This window comes from Propionicimonas sp. T2.31MG-18, assembly GCF_964266745.1.
GTDB lineage: Bacteria > Actinomycetota > Actinomycetes > Propionibacteriales > Propionibacteriaceae > Propionicimonas.
Genome location: NZ_CAXWGX010000001.1, coordinates 508505 through 525073, shown reverse-complemented (window position 1 = coordinate 525073; position 16569 = coordinate 508505). Strand labels below are relative to the sequence as shown.

General features: G+C 73.3%; 17 protein-coding genes and 1 riboswitch. Of the genes, 7 read left to right on the top strand and 10 right to left on the bottom strand.

The features are described 5' to 3' along the window. Nucleotides 1-184: 184 nt before the first annotated feature. From ACFQQJ_RS02205 to ACFQQJ_RS02180, 6 genes are all read right to left on the bottom strand, one after another. Nucleotides 185-1279 carry a fatty acid desaturase family protein gene (locus tag ACFQQJ_RS02205; RefSeq protein WP_377103619.1) on the bottom strand — a complete coding sequence of 365 codons (1095 nt, stop codon included), beginning with the start codon at nucleotides 1277-1279 and terminating at the stop codon, nucleotides 185-187. A gap of 120 nt (nucleotides 1280-1399) precedes the next feature. Beyond that, a complete protein-coding gene (locus ACFQQJ_RS02200) occupies nucleotides 1400-2677 on the bottom strand; it encodes an ArsB/NhaD family transporter (RefSeq protein ID WP_377103618.1) in 1278 nt (425 codons plus the stop codon). Then, complete coding sequence (locus ACFQQJ_RS02195; protein ID WP_377103616.1) at nucleotides 2674-3126, bottom strand: CBS domain-containing protein; 453 nt, start codon at nucleotides 3124-3126, stop codon at nucleotides 2674-2676. Before ACFQQJ_RS02195 ends, ACFQQJ_RS02200 begins: the two co-directional genes overlap by 4 nt. Nucleotides 3127-3206: 80 nt before the next feature. Further along, nucleotides 3207-3980: an ABC transporter permease gene (locus tag ACFQQJ_RS02190; RefSeq protein WP_377103614.1), complete on the bottom strand. Its 774-nt coding sequence runs from the start codon at nucleotides 3978-3980 to the stop codon at nucleotides 3207-3209. Next, a complete protein-coding gene (locus ACFQQJ_RS02185; RefSeq protein WP_377103612.1) occupies nucleotides 3973-4770 on the bottom strand; it encodes an ABC transporter ATP-binding protein in 798 nt (265 codons plus the stop codon). The genes ACFQQJ_RS02190 and ACFQQJ_RS02185 overlap by 8 nt, the downstream gene beginning before the upstream one ends. Nucleotides 4771-4987: 217 nt before the next feature. Then, nucleotides 4988-6001: a glycosyltransferase family 4 protein gene (locus ACFQQJ_RS02180; RefSeq protein WP_377103610.1), complete on the bottom strand. Its 1014-nt coding sequence runs from the start codon at nucleotides 5999-6001 to the stop codon at nucleotides 4988-4990. 175 nt (nucleotides 6002-6176) lie between these two features. Between ACFQQJ_RS02180 and ACFQQJ_RS02175 the strand changes: the two genes are divergently transcribed. The 6 genes from ACFQQJ_RS02175 to ACFQQJ_RS02150 all read left to right on the top strand — a co-directional run bounded on the left by ACFQQJ_RS02175 (nucleotide 6177) and on the right by ACFQQJ_RS02150 (nucleotide 10313). Beyond that, entirely contained in the window at nucleotides 6177-6761 is a 585-nt protein-coding gene (locus ACFQQJ_RS02175) for an SRPBCC family protein (RefSeq protein WP_377103608.1), read from the top strand. Nucleotides 6762-6879: 118 nt separating this feature from the next. Then, nucleotides 6880-6951: riboswitch (Fluoride riboswitch) on the top strand. A gap of 38 nt (nucleotides 6952-6989) precedes the next feature. Beyond that, the gene (locus ACFQQJ_RS02170; RefSeq protein WP_377103606.1) at nucleotides 6990-7532 is read left to right on the top strand and encodes a universal stress protein; all 543 of its coding nucleotides are present in this window, start codon (nucleotides 6990-6992) and stop codon (nucleotides 7530-7532) included. After that, nucleotides 7526-8005 carry a fluoride efflux transporter FluC gene (locus ACFQQJ_RS02165; RefSeq protein WP_377103604.1) on the top strand — a complete coding sequence of 160 codons (480 nt, stop codon included), beginning with the start codon at nucleotides 7526-7528 and terminating at the stop codon, nucleotides 8003-8005. Before ACFQQJ_RS02170 ends, ACFQQJ_RS02165 begins: the two co-directional genes overlap by 7 nt. Next, nucleotides 8002-8367 carry a fluoride efflux transporter FluC gene (locus ACFQQJ_RS02160; RefSeq protein ID WP_377103602.1) on the top strand — a complete coding sequence of 122 codons (366 nt, stop codon included), beginning with the start codon at nucleotides 8002-8004 and terminating at the stop codon, nucleotides 8365-8367. Before ACFQQJ_RS02165 ends, ACFQQJ_RS02160 begins: the two co-directional genes overlap by 4 nt. A gap of 110 nt (nucleotides 8368-8477) precedes the next feature. Then, nucleotides 8478-9029 carry a hypothetical protein gene (locus tag ACFQQJ_RS02155; RefSeq protein ID WP_377103601.1) on the top strand — a complete coding sequence of 184 codons (552 nt, stop codon included), beginning with the start codon at nucleotides 8478-8480 and terminating at the stop codon, nucleotides 9027-9029. Nucleotides 9030-9266: 237 nt separating this feature from the next. Then, the gene (locus ACFQQJ_RS02150) at nucleotides 9267-10313 is read left to right on the top strand and encodes an NAD(P)-dependent alcohol dehydrogenase (protein WP_377103599.1); all 1047 of its coding nucleotides are present in this window, start codon (nucleotides 9267-9269) and stop codon (nucleotides 10311-10313) included. Nucleotides 10314-10789: 476 nt separating this feature from the next. Here the strand turns inward: ACFQQJ_RS02150 and ACFQQJ_RS02145 are convergent, their stop codons facing one another. Together ACFQQJ_RS02145 and ACFQQJ_RS02140 are read right to left on the bottom strand one after the other, a co-directional pair. After that, nucleotides 10790-13036 (bottom strand): 6-phosphofructokinase, encoded by a 2247-nt coding sequence (locus tag ACFQQJ_RS02145; protein WP_377103597.1) that lies wholly within the window; start codon nucleotides 13034-13036, stop codon nucleotides 10790-10792. 70 nt (nucleotides 13037-13106) lie between these two features. Next, nucleotides 13107-13871, bottom strand: coding sequence for a M15 family metallopeptidase (locus ACFQQJ_RS02140; protein ID WP_377103595.1), 765 nt, complete (start codon nucleotides 13869-13871; stop codon nucleotides 13107-13109). 78 nt (nucleotides 13872-13949) lie between these two features. Here ACFQQJ_RS02140 and ACFQQJ_RS02135 point away from each other — a divergent pair, with 78 nt between their 5' ends. Continuing rightward, entirely contained in the window at nucleotides 13950-15131 is a 1182-nt protein-coding gene (locus ACFQQJ_RS02135; RefSeq protein WP_377103593.1) for a hypothetical protein, read from the top strand. A gap of 7 nt (nucleotides 15132-15138) precedes the next feature. Here ACFQQJ_RS02135 and ACFQQJ_RS02130 read toward each other — a convergent pair whose 3' ends face one another. Beyond that, nucleotides 15139-16044 (bottom strand): DUF4031 domain-containing protein, encoded by a 906-nt coding sequence (locus ACFQQJ_RS02130; protein WP_377103591.1) that lies wholly within the window; start codon nucleotides 16042-16044, stop codon nucleotides 15139-15141. A gap of 7 nt (nucleotides 16045-16051) precedes the next feature. Continuing rightward, nucleotides 16052-16519 (bottom strand): YbhB/YbcL family Raf kinase inhibitor-like protein, encoded by a 468-nt coding sequence (locus ACFQQJ_RS02125; RefSeq protein ID WP_377103589.1) that lies wholly within the window; start codon nucleotides 16517-16519, stop codon nucleotides 16052-16054. Between the last annotated feature and the right edge of the window lie 50 nt (nucleotides 16520-16569).

Sequence of the window (16569 nt, the reverse complement as noted above, 5' to 3'; positions counted from 1 at the left end):
TGCTTCCTTCACGAAGGTGATCACCACGGTCCAGGTCCGCTCGCGTCCTCGATGATTGGCCACCGGCGCGGTGCGGAATGTGGTGCGATGCCGGGCTGCGACAGTCGCGCCCTGGCGTCCAGTATCCCACACCCGGCCCCGAACCCCGGAACGCGGGGTCCGCGGACGGGTCGGGAGGGGTGCCTCAGGGACGCCCGAGGGCCGCGGACGTCGGGCAGCGGAACGTGCGGGACGCGGCCAGCCCCACGTCGTTCATGTGGCGCACGACGATGCCCAGCGCCCGCGCCAGCGACGTCTCGGTGTACTCGACGCCGTGCTCGCGGCAGTGCTCGCGGACGAGCGCCGCGGCCCGATGCAGGTGGGGACGGGGCATGCTCGGGAACAGGTGGTGCTCGATCTGGTAGTTCAGCCCGCCAATCAGCGTCGTCATCCACCAGCCGCCGGAGACGTTGCGCGAGGTGAGCACCTGCTTGTCGAGGAAGTCCAGCCGCGCCTCTGCCGGCACGATCCGCATGCCGATGTGGTTGGGCGAGAAGCTCAGGCCCATGTAGACCCCGAACACGGCGAGCTGGACGCCGAGGAACGCGAACGCCATGCCGACCGGCAGCAGCCACAGCAGGGCGCCGACGTAGAGCCCGAACCGCCCCCCGATCAGGGCGAGCTCCACCGCCCGGCCCGGCACGTGCCGACGCGCGAACAGTGAGCGGATCGACTCCTGGTGCAGGTCGAGGCCCACCAGCGGCAGCAGCGGGAAGAACAGCCAGCCCTGGCGGCGGACCACCCAGGCGCGGAAACCGGTGGTGGAGGTGGCGTCCTCGACGGTGAAGGCGACGTTGCCCAGGGCGATGTCGGGGTCCTTGCCGACCCGGTTGGGGTTGCCGTGGTGGCGGGTGTGCTTGGTCATCCACCACGAGTAGCTGATGCCGACGAAGAAGGTCGACAGCACCCGTCCCAGGCGGTCGTTGGCCGGCCCCGAGCCCAGCACCTGCCGGTGGGACGCCTCGTGCCCGACGAAGGCGAACTGGGTGAAGATCACGCCCAGCGCCGCGGCGATGAGCAGCTGGAACCAGGAGTGCCCCAGCAGGACGAAGCCGGTGAGGGCACCGGCGAGGGCGAGCGAGAGCCCGGTGAACAGCAGGCCGTAGAACCAGCGCGTCCGGGTGTTCAGCCCGCGTTCGCGGACGGTCTGGGCCAGCTCGGTGAAGCTGCGCGTACGGCGGGCCAGCTCCTCGCGCACCGCGGAACCTCGGGTGTGGGGCTGGGGGTCGACGAGCGTCATGGCATCGCATCTCTACCGGTCCGTGCAAGAAACCCGGGTGGCGACTCCAGAACTGGTGGCCCCAGCGTAGGTGGGCCCGTCGATGACCCGGGGCGCCGTGAGCAGTTCTGCGCAGGCGCCTCAGTACCGCAGCAGCAGGTAGGGCGTCGCGATGGCCAGGGTGACCAGGGCCACGACCGAGCCGTAGCGGGTGAACTCCCAGAACGAGATGGGGTGGCCGTTGCGCTTGGAGATGCCGGCCACCACCACGTTCGCGCTGGCCCCGATCGCGGTCGCGTTCCCGCCGAGGTCGGCGCCGAGCACCAGCGCCCACCACAGCCCGTTCTGGCCGGCGAAGGGGCCGGTGCCGCTCACCAGTTGGTCGACGACGGGCGTCATCGTGGCGACGAACGGGATGTTGTCGATGATCGCCGACAGTGCGGCGGACCCCCACAGCAGCAGCATCATGGCGCCCTGGACGCTGTCGCCGGTTGCCGTCACCAGCGCGGAAGCGAGGTGGTCGATCACGCCGGTCTTCACCAGCGAGCCGACCAGGATGAACAGCCCGGCGAAGAAGAGCAGCGTCTCCCATTCCACCTCCACCAGGTACGACCGGGCCGGCAGCCCGCTGATCGCCACCAGCAGGCCCGCGCCGAGCAGCGCGACCACCGACGGCTCCAGGTGCAGCACCCCGTGGAGCGTGAACCCGGCCAGCACCAGGGCGAGCACGGCCAGGCTGCGCACGAGCAGCGCCCTGTCCTGGATCGCCTCGCGCTCGTCCAGCTCCATCACCTGCGCCACCTGCGCGGGATCGGCGACGAAGTCCTTGCGGAACAGCACGCGCGACAGCCCGATGAACACCACCAGCATCACGATCACGATCGGGCCGAGGTTCACCAGGAAGTCGCTGAAGGTGAGCCCTGACCGGCTGGCCACGATCAGGTTGGGCGGGTCGCCGACGAGGGTCGCCGTGCCGCCGATGTTGGACGCCAGCGCCTCCGCGATGAGGAACGGCACCGGGCGGACGCCGATCCGCTCGCAGACCAGGACGGTGACCGGTGCGACCAGCAGCACGGTCGTCACGTTGTCGAGCCCGGCAGAGGCGACGGCCGTGATCACGCACAGCAGCGCCATCACCCGGAACGGGCGCCCCTTGGCCAGCTTCGCCGCCCAGATCGCCACGTACTCGAACACCCCGGTCTGGCGCAGCACGCCGACGATCACCATCATCCCGAACAGGAGGAAGACGACGTTCCAGTCGATGCCGGTCTCGGCGGAGAAGAACGCGTCGTGCGATCCCACCACGCCGACCGCGAGCACCACTCCGGCCCCGGCCAGCGCTGCCGCGACGCGGTTCACGCGCTCGGACGCGATCAGGAGGTAGACGACGCTGAAGACGATGATCGCGACGATCATCATGCGGGGCCCTCCCCGCACACGAGCGCGAGGAGGTGCGCCGCCGTGACCACGCCCACGACGCGCGTGCCGTCGAAGACCGCGCACAGCGGGCTGCGCAGGCGCGCCATCATCGCCGCGAGCTCGATCACCGTGTCCTCCGGCTTGAGCACCGGCAGTTCCACCGTGTGTGTGGGCAGCAGGTCGGCCACCCGCGTCGCCGCGAGTCGCGCGGTGATCCGGTCGGTGGGGACCTCGCCCAGGACGCCGGCCAGCGCGGGGTCGTCCTGCACGTAGTCGGGCACCATGAACCGCACCACCTGCGACGCCGGCAGGACCGCCTGCGGCACCCCGTCGTCGTCGGTGACCACGAGGCCGGGAAGGCGATCCCGGGCCATCAGCCGGGCCGCCACAAGGGCGGACGTCGAAAGCCCCACCACCGGGTACGGCTCGGCGATGTCACCGGCGCGCACGGCGGCCGGCCTCCCTGCCCCGGGCGTCGGCGTGCGGTGCGGCGGCCGGTCCTCCTGCGCGGGCGTTCATGGTGGTCTCCCTAGGGGTTGTCGGCGTGGGCGAGTCGGTGGATCGCGCCGGCGATCCCGACGGCGAACGTGGCGACGAGCACGGCGTAGCTCGTCCACGGCATGACGGTGGGGCCCCCGGCGCCGGTCGCCAGCAGCGCGACGATCGACCATGGGAACCAGCTCGCCCACCCCGTGTGGCCGAGCAGGTTGCCCAGCAGCAGCATGCCCAGCGCGAAGCCGAGCGGTGCGAGGTAGCTGCGGGTGGCGATGGTGATCCACGCGCACACGGGCACCAGCAGGAAGCTCACCCCGGCCGCGAACAGCGTCCCGCCGACGATCCCGGCGGCCGCCGTGCCGGAGAAGCCGTCGAGGTCCAGGAGGGCGCCCGTCCCGAAAGCCGCGGCCAGCAGGAGCGCGACGAGGGCCAGCCACCAGGCGGCGGCCACGGCGAGCTTCGCCACGACGAACCGCCAGCGCGGCGTGGGCAGCCCGAGCATGTTCTTGGCGGTGTCGTCGGCGTACTCCCGCCCGAACAGGTACGTGACGACGAACGCCAGCAGCAGCAGCCCGCCGGCGCCGGCGATCGCGGTCACGTAGGTCCCGAACGCCGTCCAGGTGGCCTCCAGTCCGGCGAGGTTGGCCTTCGTCCCCAGCAGTCCCAGGGACGCGGCACGCTCGGGGTCCCGCACGATCCAGATCAGCAGCGCGGCGCCCAGCACGGCGACCACCATGACCGCGGCCGTCACCCACGGGACGGACGAGCGGCGCAGCTTGGCGAACTCTGCGGCGATGACGTCAGCCACGGTCCACCGCCTCGGCGTCGGCGCCGGTCCGGGCGAGGAAGTAGCGCTCGAGATCGGCGGTGAGCAGGGCGTCCTGGCGCTGCTGCTCGGTGAACGCGCCGGCGAGGTAGTCCCGGGCCCGCTGGGCGAGCACGTCGCGGGGCGCTTCCTCGACCAGGCGACCGGCGTGCACGATGCCGATGCGGTCGGCGAGGTGGGCCACCTCCGCGAGGATGTGGGACGACATGAAGACGGTCACGCCGTCGTCGCGGGCCGCCGAGCGCAGCAGCTCCCGCACCTCGACGATGCCCGCGGGATCGAGGCCGTTGGCCGGTTCGTCCAGCACCAGCAACTCGGGGGAGTGCAGGAGCGCCCGGGCCAGCGACAGGCGCTGCTTGTTGCCCAGCGACAGGGTGCCCGCCCTCCGGGTGGCGTAGGCGCCCAGGTCCAGCCGCTCGATCTGCTCCTCGACGGACCGACGCGGGGCGCCGGTGAGCCGGCGATGGAGCTCGAGGTTCTCCCTCACCGTCAGGTTCGGGTAGGCCGACGCGCTCTCGACGAGGAAGCCCACGCGGCGCAGCCACTCGCGGCGGGGGCCGGCGACGTCGTGGCCGAGCACCTCGACCACCCCGGCGGTCGGCCGGATCAGCCCCAGCAGCATGCGGATGGTGGTCGTCTTGCCTGCGCCGTTGCGCCCGAGGAAGCCGTAGATCTCGCCGCGGTGCACCGCGAGGTCGAGGCCGTCGACGGCGTGCACGGCGCCGTACTCCTTGCGCACGTCCCGTGAGCGGATCGCGAGGTCGACGGCCATCAGGGGCCGATCAGGGAGCCCGCCGCCGCGGTGGCGGGACGAAGGGGAATTGCCATGGGACCTCTCCACCGTCCGGACCCCTCGGCCGGGTCGCCGGGGGAGTCGTCGACCAGGCTTCCCGACACTCCGCAGGACACCCTAGACCCGGCGGGCGCCGTCCGCTGCCCGTCCCGGCGTGGAACAGCGTTGGGCTCCGCGACGATCCGGGACGCCCAGGTCAGCCGCCGACGAGCGTCCGGTAGAGCGAGAGGTGGTCGCGGACCATCCGCCCGGCGCTGAAGCGCTCCTCGGTGGCGCTGCGGCACGCGGCGCGGTCGAGCTCGGCCACCCGCGCGAGCAGGGACGCCAGCTCGCCGGCATCGGCGAGGAAGCCGGTGGCGCCGTGGTCGACGATCTCGGGCGCGGAGCCGTTCGGCGTGCCGACGACAGGGGTGCCCGTGGCGAGCGCCTCGACCATCGCCAGGCCGAACGGCTCCGCCCAGCGGATGGGGTTGAGCAGGGCCATGGCGCCACCGAGCAGCCGCAGCTTCTCGGCGCCGGACACCTCGCCCACGTACTCGTGTTCGCGGGTGAGCAGCGGGCGCACCTCGGCCTCGAAGTAGTCGTGCTCGTCGCGGGTGCGCATCTTCGCCGCGAGGCGCAGCGGGACGCCCGCCGCCCGCGCGATGCGCACCGCCTCTGCCGCGCCCTTGTCGGGGTCCATCCGGCCCAGGAACACCGCGTACCCGCCCTGCCCGTCACCCACCGGGATGCGGTCGAGGTCGAGCCCGTGGTGGATCACCCGGGCGATCGGGACGTCCCCGGCGCGGGCGGCGTGGTCGTGCGAGATCGCCACCACGGCGGTGTCGGCAGCGGCGGCGGCGAGGGCAGTGATCGCGTCCTGGCTGAAGGCGTTGTGCTGGGTGACCACGACCGGCGTCCCCGGAGGCCGGCCGCGGTACAGCGGCCCGGCCACGGTGTGGTCGTGCACCAGGTCCACCTCGTCCATCGCCGCGTACGCGGTCACGACCTGGGCGGCCAGCGAGGTGGCATCGTTGGTCAGGCCGGGGTCGGACGGCTGCGTCCCGTCCACCCGGGCGACCGGGCAGGTGCTGTCGGCCGACGCGGCGAGCAGCACCTCGTGGCCCTCGGCGCGCAGGCCGCGGGCGAGCAGGTCGACGACCTCCTCCGTGCCCCCGTACGCCGGTGGCGGCACCGGCACCCACGGTGGTGCCACCAGTCCGATCCGCATCCGCCAGGTCCTCCCTCCGGTTGCCCCGACCGGCCGTTACCCACCCGGACGCCCCTGCCCACCTCGGTCCGGCGGCGGGTAGCGCCCGCCGGCGAGTGGGTACGGGCACCCATGTGCCGGTGCCGTGAGGGCGACGGAAGGCGTCGCCGGCGGTCCGGACGCGAGAGGAGATGAGATGACGACCAAGGTCGAGAAGTCCGTCACCGTGGGCGTGCCGGTGAGCACCGCCTACAACCAGTGGACGCAGTTCGAGGAGTTCCCGCGGTTCATGGACGGGGTCGAGAGCGTCACCCAGCTCGGGGAGGACCGCCTGCAATGGGTGGCGGAGATCGCCGGTGTCCGCCGGGAGTGGACCGCGAGGATCCTCGAGCAGGTGCCGGACCGCAAGGTGGCCTGGGCGGCCGAGGAGGGCGCGACGAACGCCGGAGCGGTGACCTTCGCCGACGCCGGCGCGGGCCGCGCCGTGATCCACCTCGAGCTGGAGTACGAGCCGGAGGGCTTCCTTGAGAACGTCGCGGACAAGCTGCACGTGGTGGAGAAGCGCGCCGAGGGCGACCTCGAGCGCTTCCGCGACGTCGTCGAGTCGACCGGGTACGCGACCGGCGGCTGGCGGGGCTCGATCCGCGAGGGCTCCGGCGTCGGGACGCCCGGCGTCGAGGACGCAGCGTCGTCGCGCGGCGACTCGGGCACGGTGGACGACCCGGCGGTGCGCCCGGACGACGACGGTCACGGCGACCTGCCGCCGACGCCGGTGCGCTGAGGACCGGCTGCGCCTCCGTCCCGTGACGCGCTTCGAGGTGCCTGGGTGCGGCGGGCGGCCCGAGTGGCCGTCCGTCCCCCCGGGACACGCCGGGACGGTCGGGCAGCGTCGGCTAGGGTGACCAGCGGGCGATGGATCCCGCCCGTGGCTCGTCCCGAACCGCCGTCCGGCTGATGGTTCCTGCGCATCGTCCCCGGGCGTTCCGCACGCCCGGACCCGGAGGTCGACATGGCCCTTCGCCACGTGCCGCAGCCCAGCCCGCAGCGCATGGTGCCCGTACCCGGTCATCCCCTGGTGGTCGGCGTGGTGCCCGGCCAGCCGGAACTCGTGGCGCTCACCGCCGCGTCGTGGGCGGAGGCCCTGGGCGGGGTGAAGGTGTACTTCGCCTACTCCGACCCGCACCGGATCGTCGACGTCGAGTACCCCGACGGCACCGTCCGCCACTCCGGGATCGATCCCGACCAGGCCGACGACTCCTGGGAGGACCGCGAGCGCCTCATCCGCAGCTTCCTCGCCGAGGTGCTGGAAGGCCATGACGGCCCCTGGGAGTTCCGCTACCTCGCGGGCCGTGCCGACCGGGCGCTCACCCACCTGGCCAGGGCGGTCGACGCGTCGACCATCGTCGTGGGCGCCAAGCACCCGTCCTCGACCGAGCGGTTCCGCGAGTTCCTCGCCGGCTCCGTCGCCGTCCGGCTCACGCGACACCAGCACCGGCCGGTGCTGATCGTGCCGCTGGCCGTCGTGGACTGGAAGGCACCGACCAAGTGGTGAGGGCCGACCCGGGGCACGCGATCCCGGGCCTGCGGATGATCCGGATCCCCGTCCGGCCCGCCTGGCTGGGTGTGATCCTCGTGGGCGGGACGGCCGGCACCGCCGTCCGGGCGGCTCTGGAGTCCGCCTTCCCGGCCGCCGCAGGGCAGTGGCCGTGGACGACGTTCTGGATCAACGTGACCGGCGCGCTGCTGCTCGGCGTCCTGCTGGAGGTGCTGGCGGAACTCGGCCCGGACCGCGGCTGGATCCGGGGCCTGCGCCTGGGGCTGGGCACCGGCTTCATGGGCGGGTACACGACCTACAGCACGTTCGCCGTGGAGACCGTGCAGTTGCTCGGATCCCCGGCGGTGCTCACCGGCCTGGGCTACGCCGTCGCCAGCGTCCTGCTGGGGCTGGTGGCCGCCTTCGCGGGCGGACGGCTGGTGCGACGGCTGATGCAGCGGTTCCGGCGTGCCGGGGGGGCGATCCGGTGATCAGCCTCCTGGTGGCCCTCGCCGGCGGGCTGGGCGCCGTCACCCGGTTCGTCGTCGACGCGGAGGTGGGGCGCCGGGCGTCCCTGCGCCTGCCGGTGGGGACGGCGCTGATCAACGTCACCGGCTCCTTCCTGCTGGGATTCGTCACCGGCTGGTGGTCCTTCCACACCGGCGATCCCGCCGTCCGCGCGATCCTCGGCACGGGGTTCCTCGGCGGCTACACGACCTTCAGCACCGCCTGCGTCGAGGCGTCCCGGCTCGCGCGGGCAGGTCGCGGCTGGTCGGTGCTCGTGCACGCCGCCGGCATGCTCGTCCTCGGCGTCGCCCTCGCGGCCCTCGGGTTCTGGCTGGGCAGCCTGTAGCCGTCGCCCCGCTGCGCCCGCCGCCGCGAGCGGAGCGCGTCCGCACCGCCGGGTAGCCTCGAACGGAGAGCGCCGCCACGCTCACCGGGCAGACACCTGAGGAGGCGCGTGTGGACAGCCGGCCCGCGCGCGGGTTCGAAGTGGTCGTGCGGCCGGGCTTCGCCGTCACGATGGTGTCCCTCGTCGTGGTGTACGGCGCGTTCCACGTCCTCGCGTCCCGACGCGCGGGTACCCCGGTGTCCTGGCTGGAGGCGCTGAACTGGGGCGCGGCGGTCACCGTCCTGATCCTGCTGGGGACGCTGCTGCACGAACTCGGCCACGTCGCCGCCGGGGTGGCGGTGGGGCACCGCTGGACGATGGCGGTCCTCAACGGCAGCGGCCTCGGAGTGGTGATCGAGCCGCGTCCGCACGGCTGGCACCGCGTGCTGCGCAGCATCGCCGGGCCGGTGGCCCACCTGCTGTTCGCCGTCCCGCTGCTCGCGGTGGCCGTCGCCGGCACCGACGGCGGCCTGGCCGTGGTGCAGGCCGAGACCTCCGTGTGGTGGGTGGGAGGTCTCAGCAGCCTGTTCCTCGCGCTGCTCAACGCCCTGCCGATCCCCGGTCTCGACGGGGCCAAGGTGCTCGCGGGTCTTCGCGAGGTGCTGGCGGGGGCGCGGGGATAGGACGCACGCAACGTCGGCGCCACACACTGTTCAAGCGATCGTGGCTGGTGGCAGAGTAGTCCCGCCAGGAAGCTCAGCGGGCGACCGTGACGGTCCCCATCCTGTCCGCTGCGGAGGCCCCGAAGAGGGGGCGGTCGGCCGTGTCCAGGGGAGCGGACGCGGCCGACCGTTTTTCGCCCCCGGGCCGGTGGCAGAATGCGCTACGGACACACACCCACCATCTCGAGGAGTTCCTCCATGCCCCACGCACTCGCGTACGCCATCGACGGGCCGACCGGCCGCTTCTCCCGCACCACGATCGAGCGCCGCGAGCCCGGGCCCACCGAGGTGCTGTTCGACGTCACCCACGCGGGCATCTGCCACTCCGACATCCACACCGCCCGCGGGGAGTGGGGGCCCGCGACCTACCCGCTCGTACCCGGCCACGAGCTGGCGGGCGTCGTCCGCGAGGTGGGTGCGCAGGTGACGAAGTTCTCCGTCGGCGACCGCGTCGGCGTCGGCTGCTTCGTCGACTCGTGCGGCACCTGCGACTCCTGCCGCGCGGGGGAGGAGCAGTTCTGTGACGGCCCCGGCGGCACCGTGTGGACCTACAACGCGACCGGCCGCGACGGGCTGCCGACCGCCGGCGGCTACTCGACCTGCATCACGGTCGAGCAGGACTACGTGTGCTCGATCCCCGACGCCATCGAGCTGGCCAACGCCGCGCCCCTGCTGTGCGCGGGCATCACGATGTACTCCCCGCTCAAGCGGTGGGGGGCCGGCCCGGGCAAGCGGGTGGCGATCGTCGGCATGGGCGGGCTGGGGCACATGGGCGTCCAGATCGCGGCGGCGATGGGCGCGGAGGTCGCGGTCATCAGCCAGACCCGGTCCAAGGAGGCGGACGGGCGCCGCTTCGGCGCGTCCGAGTACCACGCGATCTCCGAGCCGGGGACGCTGCGGTCTTTGCGCAAGCGCTTCGACCTCATTGTCAGCACGGTCTCCGGCGCCCAGGACCTCAACGGCCTCATCGGTTGCCTGCGGACCGGTGGCGCCCTCGTCGACGTCGGACTGCCCGAGCACCCAGTGACCCTCAGCCTGTCGGGGCTGGTCGGCCAGCGGCGCGTCCTCGCCGGTTCGCAGATCGGCGGCATCGCCGAGACCCAGGAGATGCTCGACTTCTGCGCCGAGCACGGCCTGGCCGCCGAGATCGAGCTGATCGGCGGGGAGGACATCAACGACGCCTATGACCGCGTCGTCGCCTCCGACGTCCGCTACCGCTTCGTGATCGACACGTCCACGTTCTGACGGCCCGCACGGGCCGAGGGCCAGCCCCCCACGTCGAGGGCCAGCCCCCCACGTCGAGGGCCAGCCCCCTACGGCGAGGGCCAGCCTTACGGCCGAGGGCCAGCACCAGCGGTCGAGCCCTCGGCCACAAGGCTGGCCCTCGCCGATGGAGGGTGGTCGCCGTCGGGCGTACGGCGACGGTCTCGTCCGCGCAAGGCGACGGCACGCGTCGCGGACGGGGCCGGCACTCGTGCTGGAGAGCGGCACCACGTGTGCTGGACGCGGGCCGCGTTCCGCCGCCGTCGAGCGGAGGCATTCGTCGTCGAGGGCCAGCGTTACGGCCGAGGGCCAGCACCAGGGGTCGAGCCCTCGGCGACAAGGCTGGCCCTCGACGCAGGGGGCTGGCCCTCGGTGTGGGGGCTGGCCCTCGGTGTGGGGGGCTGGCCCTCGACTGGGGTCGGCATCGGGACGACGAAGGCCGACCGGCGGGGACGCAGCTACACGGCGGCGTCCGCGACGGCCTTGAGGACGGGGCGGAGGGCGAGCCACCACTGGTCCTTGGGACGGCGGTAGCGCAGGTCCATCTCGGTCATCATCTGGCTCATCGGGAACGCGGTCACCTTCGACTGCACCAGGCCGAGGTAGTGGCTCTCGCCGGTCTCGGCGGCGAACTCCGTCCCGATCAGGTCGAGCGCCCGCGACACCAGCCGGACGGCGAGCAGCCGGTCGAACGGCGTGGGGCAGCCGCCCTGCTGGATGTGGCCGAGGATGTTCTGCCGCACGTCGTAGAGCCCGCCGCCCTCCTGCTCGAGCAGCCGGGCGAGGAAATCGGTGGAGTACAGCGGGTTGGCGTTCTCGTTGCGGATCGCCAGGAACAGCTTGCGGCCGGACGCGAAGCTGTGGCGCAGCCAGTCCAGGTCCTGCTCCAGCGCGCCCAGGCTGATGCCCTCCTCGTGGAGGTACACCCGCTCGGCGCCACCGGAGAGGGCGCTCATCAGGGCGAGGTAGCCGCAGTAGCGGCCCATCGTCTCGACCACGAACGCGCGCTTGGCCGCGCTGCCCGACATCTTGATCCGGTCCAGCGCCTCGGTGATCACGTTCAGGGCGGTGTCGGCGCCGATCGCCAGCTCCGACCCCGGCAGGTTGTTGTCGATGGACGCCGGGACGCAGACGATCGGCAGCCCGCACGCCGGGAAGCGCGTCCGCTCCCGGTGGAGCAGTTCGGCGGCCTGGTAGCCGTTCCAGCCGCCGATCATCAGCAACGCGTCGATGCGGTTGTCCTCGATCGAGCGGCTGATCCGGTACAGCTCCTCCTCGGTCGGGATGGTCCGCCGCACGCCCAGGTCGGCGCCGCCGTCGGTCAGCCAGCCCTCGACGTCGCTCCAGGTGAGTTCTGTCACCCGGCCGTCCCGCAGCCCGGGGAAGCCGTCCTGGACGCCCAGCATGATGTGGCCGCGGCTGATGCCGAGGCGGACGGCGTCCCGCGCGGCGGCGTTCATGCCCGGTGCGAGGCCTCCCGCGTGGATGATCGCGATCCGCTTCGCCTCCTCGGGCGCGTCGATGCGGCTGGGCTCGACCAGTTCGGCGAGGATCCGCGCGGCCTCGCGGAACGAGCCGCCCCGGATCGCCATCGCCGCCTCGTAGTCGCCGGCGGCGATCAGGTCGGGGACCGAGCGCGTCTGGGCCACGGCCTCCACCAGCGGAACCCGGGTCACCCGGTTGCCGCGGAAGCCGATCACCGGGCCCGCCGTGTCGGGCGTCGCGGCCAGCACCTCCTGCACGGCCTCGTACCCGAGCCAGGTGGACGCCCACCGGTCGTAGGCGCTGGGCGCCCCGCCGCGCTGCACGTGGCCGAGGATCGTCACCCGCGCGTCCTCGTGCAGCGTGTCCTCGATCACCTGCCGCACGTACGCCGACGTGATCGGACGGCCCTCGCGATCCTTCGCCCCCTCGGCCACCACCACGAGCGAGTCGCGGCGTCCGGCGGCCCGGCCCCGGCGCAGCGCGGTGCACATCCGCTCCTCCCAGCCGGCCTCGGGCGGGTTCTCCGGAAGCAGGACGTAGTCACAGCCGCCGGCGATCGCGCTCATCAGCGCGAGGTAGCCGCAGTGGCGTCCCATCACCTCGACGACGAAGCTGCGCTGGTGGCTGGCGGCCGTGCTGGCCAGCGCGTCGATCGCGTCCACGATGCGGTGCAGGGCGGTGTCGGCGCCGATGGTCATGTCGGTGCCGACGAGGTCGTTGTCGATGGAGCCGACCAGCCCGGCGAACATCAGGGCCGGGTGGGCGTTGGCCACGTCCTGGCCGATCTCCCCCGTCGCGACGAGCTCGGCGAGCAGTTCGGGCCACTCGGCGCGGAACTGGTCCAGTCCCGACAGCGACCCGTCCCCACCGATCACGATCAGCCGGTCGATGCCGTGCTCGAGCAGGTTGCGCGCCGCCTTCCTGCGGCCGTCCCGCTCGCGGAAGTCCTTGGACCGGAACGTGCCGATCATCGTCCCGCCCCTGTGCAGGATGCGGCCGACGTCCTCCCAGGCCAGCTCGCGGATCCCCGCCCCGCCGTCGACCATCCCCTGGTAGCCCTCGTAGACCGCGAAGACCCGGGCGCCGAGCGACACGGCCGTGCGGACCGCGGCGCGCACCGCGGCGTTCATCCCCTGGGCGTCGCCGCCGCTGGTCAGGATCCCGATCCTCTTGCCCAGGCCCGGAAGCGCGGCCGGCTCCACCTGCTGCTCGCTGGTCATGGCGACATTCTGTCGCGCCGGGTGGCCGCGCGGGGCGGGTCGCGGCGAAGCGCGGGGTGATCGCCCGGGCTCAGGCGAGGCCGAGGTACTCCTCGAGGGTCGTCGTGTTGCCCCGGAACTTCAGCGCGTCCTCGCGGCCGATCCAGCGGTAGTGCCAGGGCTCGTAGTGGTAGCCGGTGATCTTCGACTTCCCTTCGGGGTAGCGCAGGACGAACCCGTACTCGTGGGCGTGCCGGAACAGCCACTTGCCGGTCGCGGTTCTCGCCATCGGCAGGCTCCACGTGACCCCGTCCCAGAGGTCGACGGCCAGCCCGGTCTGGTGTTCGCTCGCGCCGGCGGGGGCGTAGAAGCTGATGCTCTGCGGGTAGTTGCGCAGGGCTCTCTGGTAGATCGCGTTCTGCGTCGCCCAGTTGCGGTAGCCGCTGCGCACGCGGATCCGGACGCCCGCCTTCGCCGCGGCGGACGTCATCTTCTTCAGCGCCGCCGCGACCGGCGCGTCCAGCCCATAGGGCCCGGTGGGCCGCGGGGGCGCGTAGCCGGCGGAGATCCGATGCTTCTTCGACACCACGATGATGCCGTCCACCTCGTACGGCGTGCGGAGTTGGCGCCCCTTGCGGGTGTCCTTCGGCGGCGTGGTTCGCGTCGGCTCCGCGGTGGTGGTGGGGGTCGGCGTCGGCGTGGCGCTGCTCGCGGCGGGCGTGGGCGTCGGTGTGGGCGTCGGCGTCGGGGCGGACGTGCTCGGGGCGGTCGGCACGGCCGCGGGCGGGGCGATGCTGCACCCGGCCAGCAGGGCCGCAGCGAGCGTCACGCAGGACAGCGCGTGGCGAACCCTCACGAGCGCGGCGATCCGGAGGCTTCGTGCTTCCCGTGGTGCCGGTCGCCCTCGTGCCGGTCGTCGTTGTTCCCCGCGGCGGTGGACGGGTTTCCCGCCGGCCGCTGCGACGACTGGACCGAGGTGGACGCCGTCCGGCCCTTCGCTCCGGACCCGGCGGCGCTCTCGCTGTGCCGGGTGGCCTCGGCGGATGCGCGCCGCGCGGGCTCGGCGGGCGGCTGCTCGGGCTTGCCCTGCTTCGGTGCCGGCGCCTTCCTGCCGTCGGAGGACGAGGTGGTGCTCACCACGGCGAGGGTCGTCGTCCCCCCTGTCGACCAGGGACGGATGGTCGGCCGGGTCGGCGAGGGCATGGGCTTCGGCGTGTGCGTCGGGGACGGCGTCGGCGTCGGGCTCTGCGTCGCCGTCGGGGTGCTGGACGGGGTCCCGCTGGCCGTGGCGGTCGGCGACTCCGTCGCGGTGGGCGTGCCCGTCGCCGTGGCCGTCGCCGTCGGAGTCCCGGTCGCGGTGGGCGTCCCCGTCGGCGTGGGGATGCCGGTCGGCGTGGTCGTCGGGCTCGGCGACTCGGTCGCGGTCGGCGTCGCCGTCGGACTCCCGGTCCCGGTGGGCGTCCGGGTGGGTGTGGCGGTTGCGGTGGGCGTCCCGGTCGGGGTCGCGGTTGCGGTCGGGGTGCCGGTGGGTGTGGCGGTTGCGGTAGGGGTGCCGGTGGGTGTGGCGGTTGCGGTAGGGGTGCCGGTGGGTGTGGCGGTTGCGGTAGGGGTGCCGGTGGGTGTGGCGGTTGCGGTAGGGGTGCCGGTGGGCGTCGCGGTCGCGGTGGGCGTCGCGGTCGCGGTCGGCGTCGCGGTGGGCGTCACCGTGGGCGTGGGCGACAGGGTGATCGTCGGCTTGCCCGTGGGCGGCTCGAACGGCGGAATCGTGTGCGTCGAGGTCGCCGTCGGGGTGGGCTCCGGAGCCGTGGTGGCCGTCGGCGTCGCGGTGGCCGTGCTGGTCGCCGTCGCGGTGGCGCTGGGCGTGGGCGCCGCGGTGGTCACGGTGACGGTCGGCGTCGGGCTCACCGTGGACGGGCTCTGCGTCGGTGCTGTCGGCCCCGCGGAGGGGCTGGACGCGCTCGCCGTGGGCTGCACCTGGTCGCCGGTGGTGATGAGGGGGGCGCCGGATCGCGGGGGCGCCACGAGGGCGCCGGCGGCAACGCATGCTGCCGCGGCAAGCCAGATACCTGCCTTCGCCATCGCGTACCCCCCGCAAGCAGTGGCTCGTGCTTCTTGAGACAACCTTACCTGTGCCGGTCGGCGATTCTCGACCAGCGTGTTCGCTCCACGGCGAGGTTCTGGTGGGCCTGCCGGGACCACGTCCGCTCGGCGACCGGCAGGCCGAAGAGCGGTGCCCTCGAGGATAGACCCTCCAGCGCCGCGGTGCGCCCCGCCGCGAACACGTCGTCCGGCAGTCCCGGGTACTCGAGCCGGACGCCGCGTGAGTACATGTGATAACGCCCCGGGGGCAGGCCGAGCACCGAGAGGTCGGCGTCCACCAGCAGCAGGCCGTCCGCGTCGTCGCCGGCCGGCGTGTGGGTGGCCGTCAGCCGCACGAGCCTCGCCACCTCGTCGGCCTCCGCCCGTCCGACTCCCGCCCCGGGGAGTTCCGCGGCGGCCAGCAGCGCCGACTGCTCCTCGTCCGCGCCGGCCCGCCCGTCGTGCACGGCGTCGTGAAACCACGCAGCGAGGGCCACTGGACGGGGCACGCGTCCGGCGGCGAGGAGGTCGAGGGCGTCCAGCATCTGCGCGAGGTGCCGCACGTCGTGGTAGTGGCGGTGGGGCTCGCGCCAGCGCCGCAGGAGGTCGCCGCCGAGGACAGGAGCCCGCGGCAGGAGGTCGTGCCACCGACCCTCCAGGACGCCCACCACCTGCTCCGGCTTCGGCGTCCGCAGCGGCGTCCGCACGCGCAGCCCGGACGCGACCAGCCGCCGCACCAGCTCCGTCCCCTCCACCGGCCGGGCGCCGGCCGCGACGAGGTCGTCCCACCGGCGCTCCGCCACGTCGTAGTGGTCGTGGTCGAAGGCGCGCAGCGGCACGTCGTTGGCGTCCGCGAACGCGAACAGTTCCGCCAGGCTTTGGTCGGAAACCAGGTGCGAGAAACGCGTCCCGTGGGCCGGCCAGCGGGGCGGGTCGATCAGCACCGCCACCGGGGGGCTAGCCCGCCGGGTTCTGGAACAGCGCCGTGAACGTGCCCGTCCCGAGCACGTGGAAGCTCAGGGTCAGCCGGGCCACCGCGCTGCTCGCCTCGTCGGGAACGTCCAGCCGGTCGACGCCGACGGCGAACACGGTGAACACGTAGTGGTGCGCCGGTCCGGGCGGCGGCCACGGCCCGCCCCAGCCCGGGTAGCCGTAGTCGTTGGTCCACGTGCGGGAGCCCGCGGGCAGTTCGGCCCCCTCGGCCAGCGCGGTGACGTCGGCCGGGATGTCGGTCACCACCCAGTGCCACCAGCCGCTGCCGGTCGGCGCGTCCGGGTCGAAACAGGTGATCGCGTAGCTGCGGGTGCCCTCCGGGGCTCCCGACCAGGCCAGCCCCGGGGAGATGTTCGTGCCCCCGACGCCCGGCTCGGCGAAGCGCTGGTCGATGTACGAGTCGGCAGGGATGCCGTCGCTGGTGATCTCCATCGGTCCTCCTCGGCGTGGCTGAGCCCAGCTAACCACTCGGCCCGTGCACG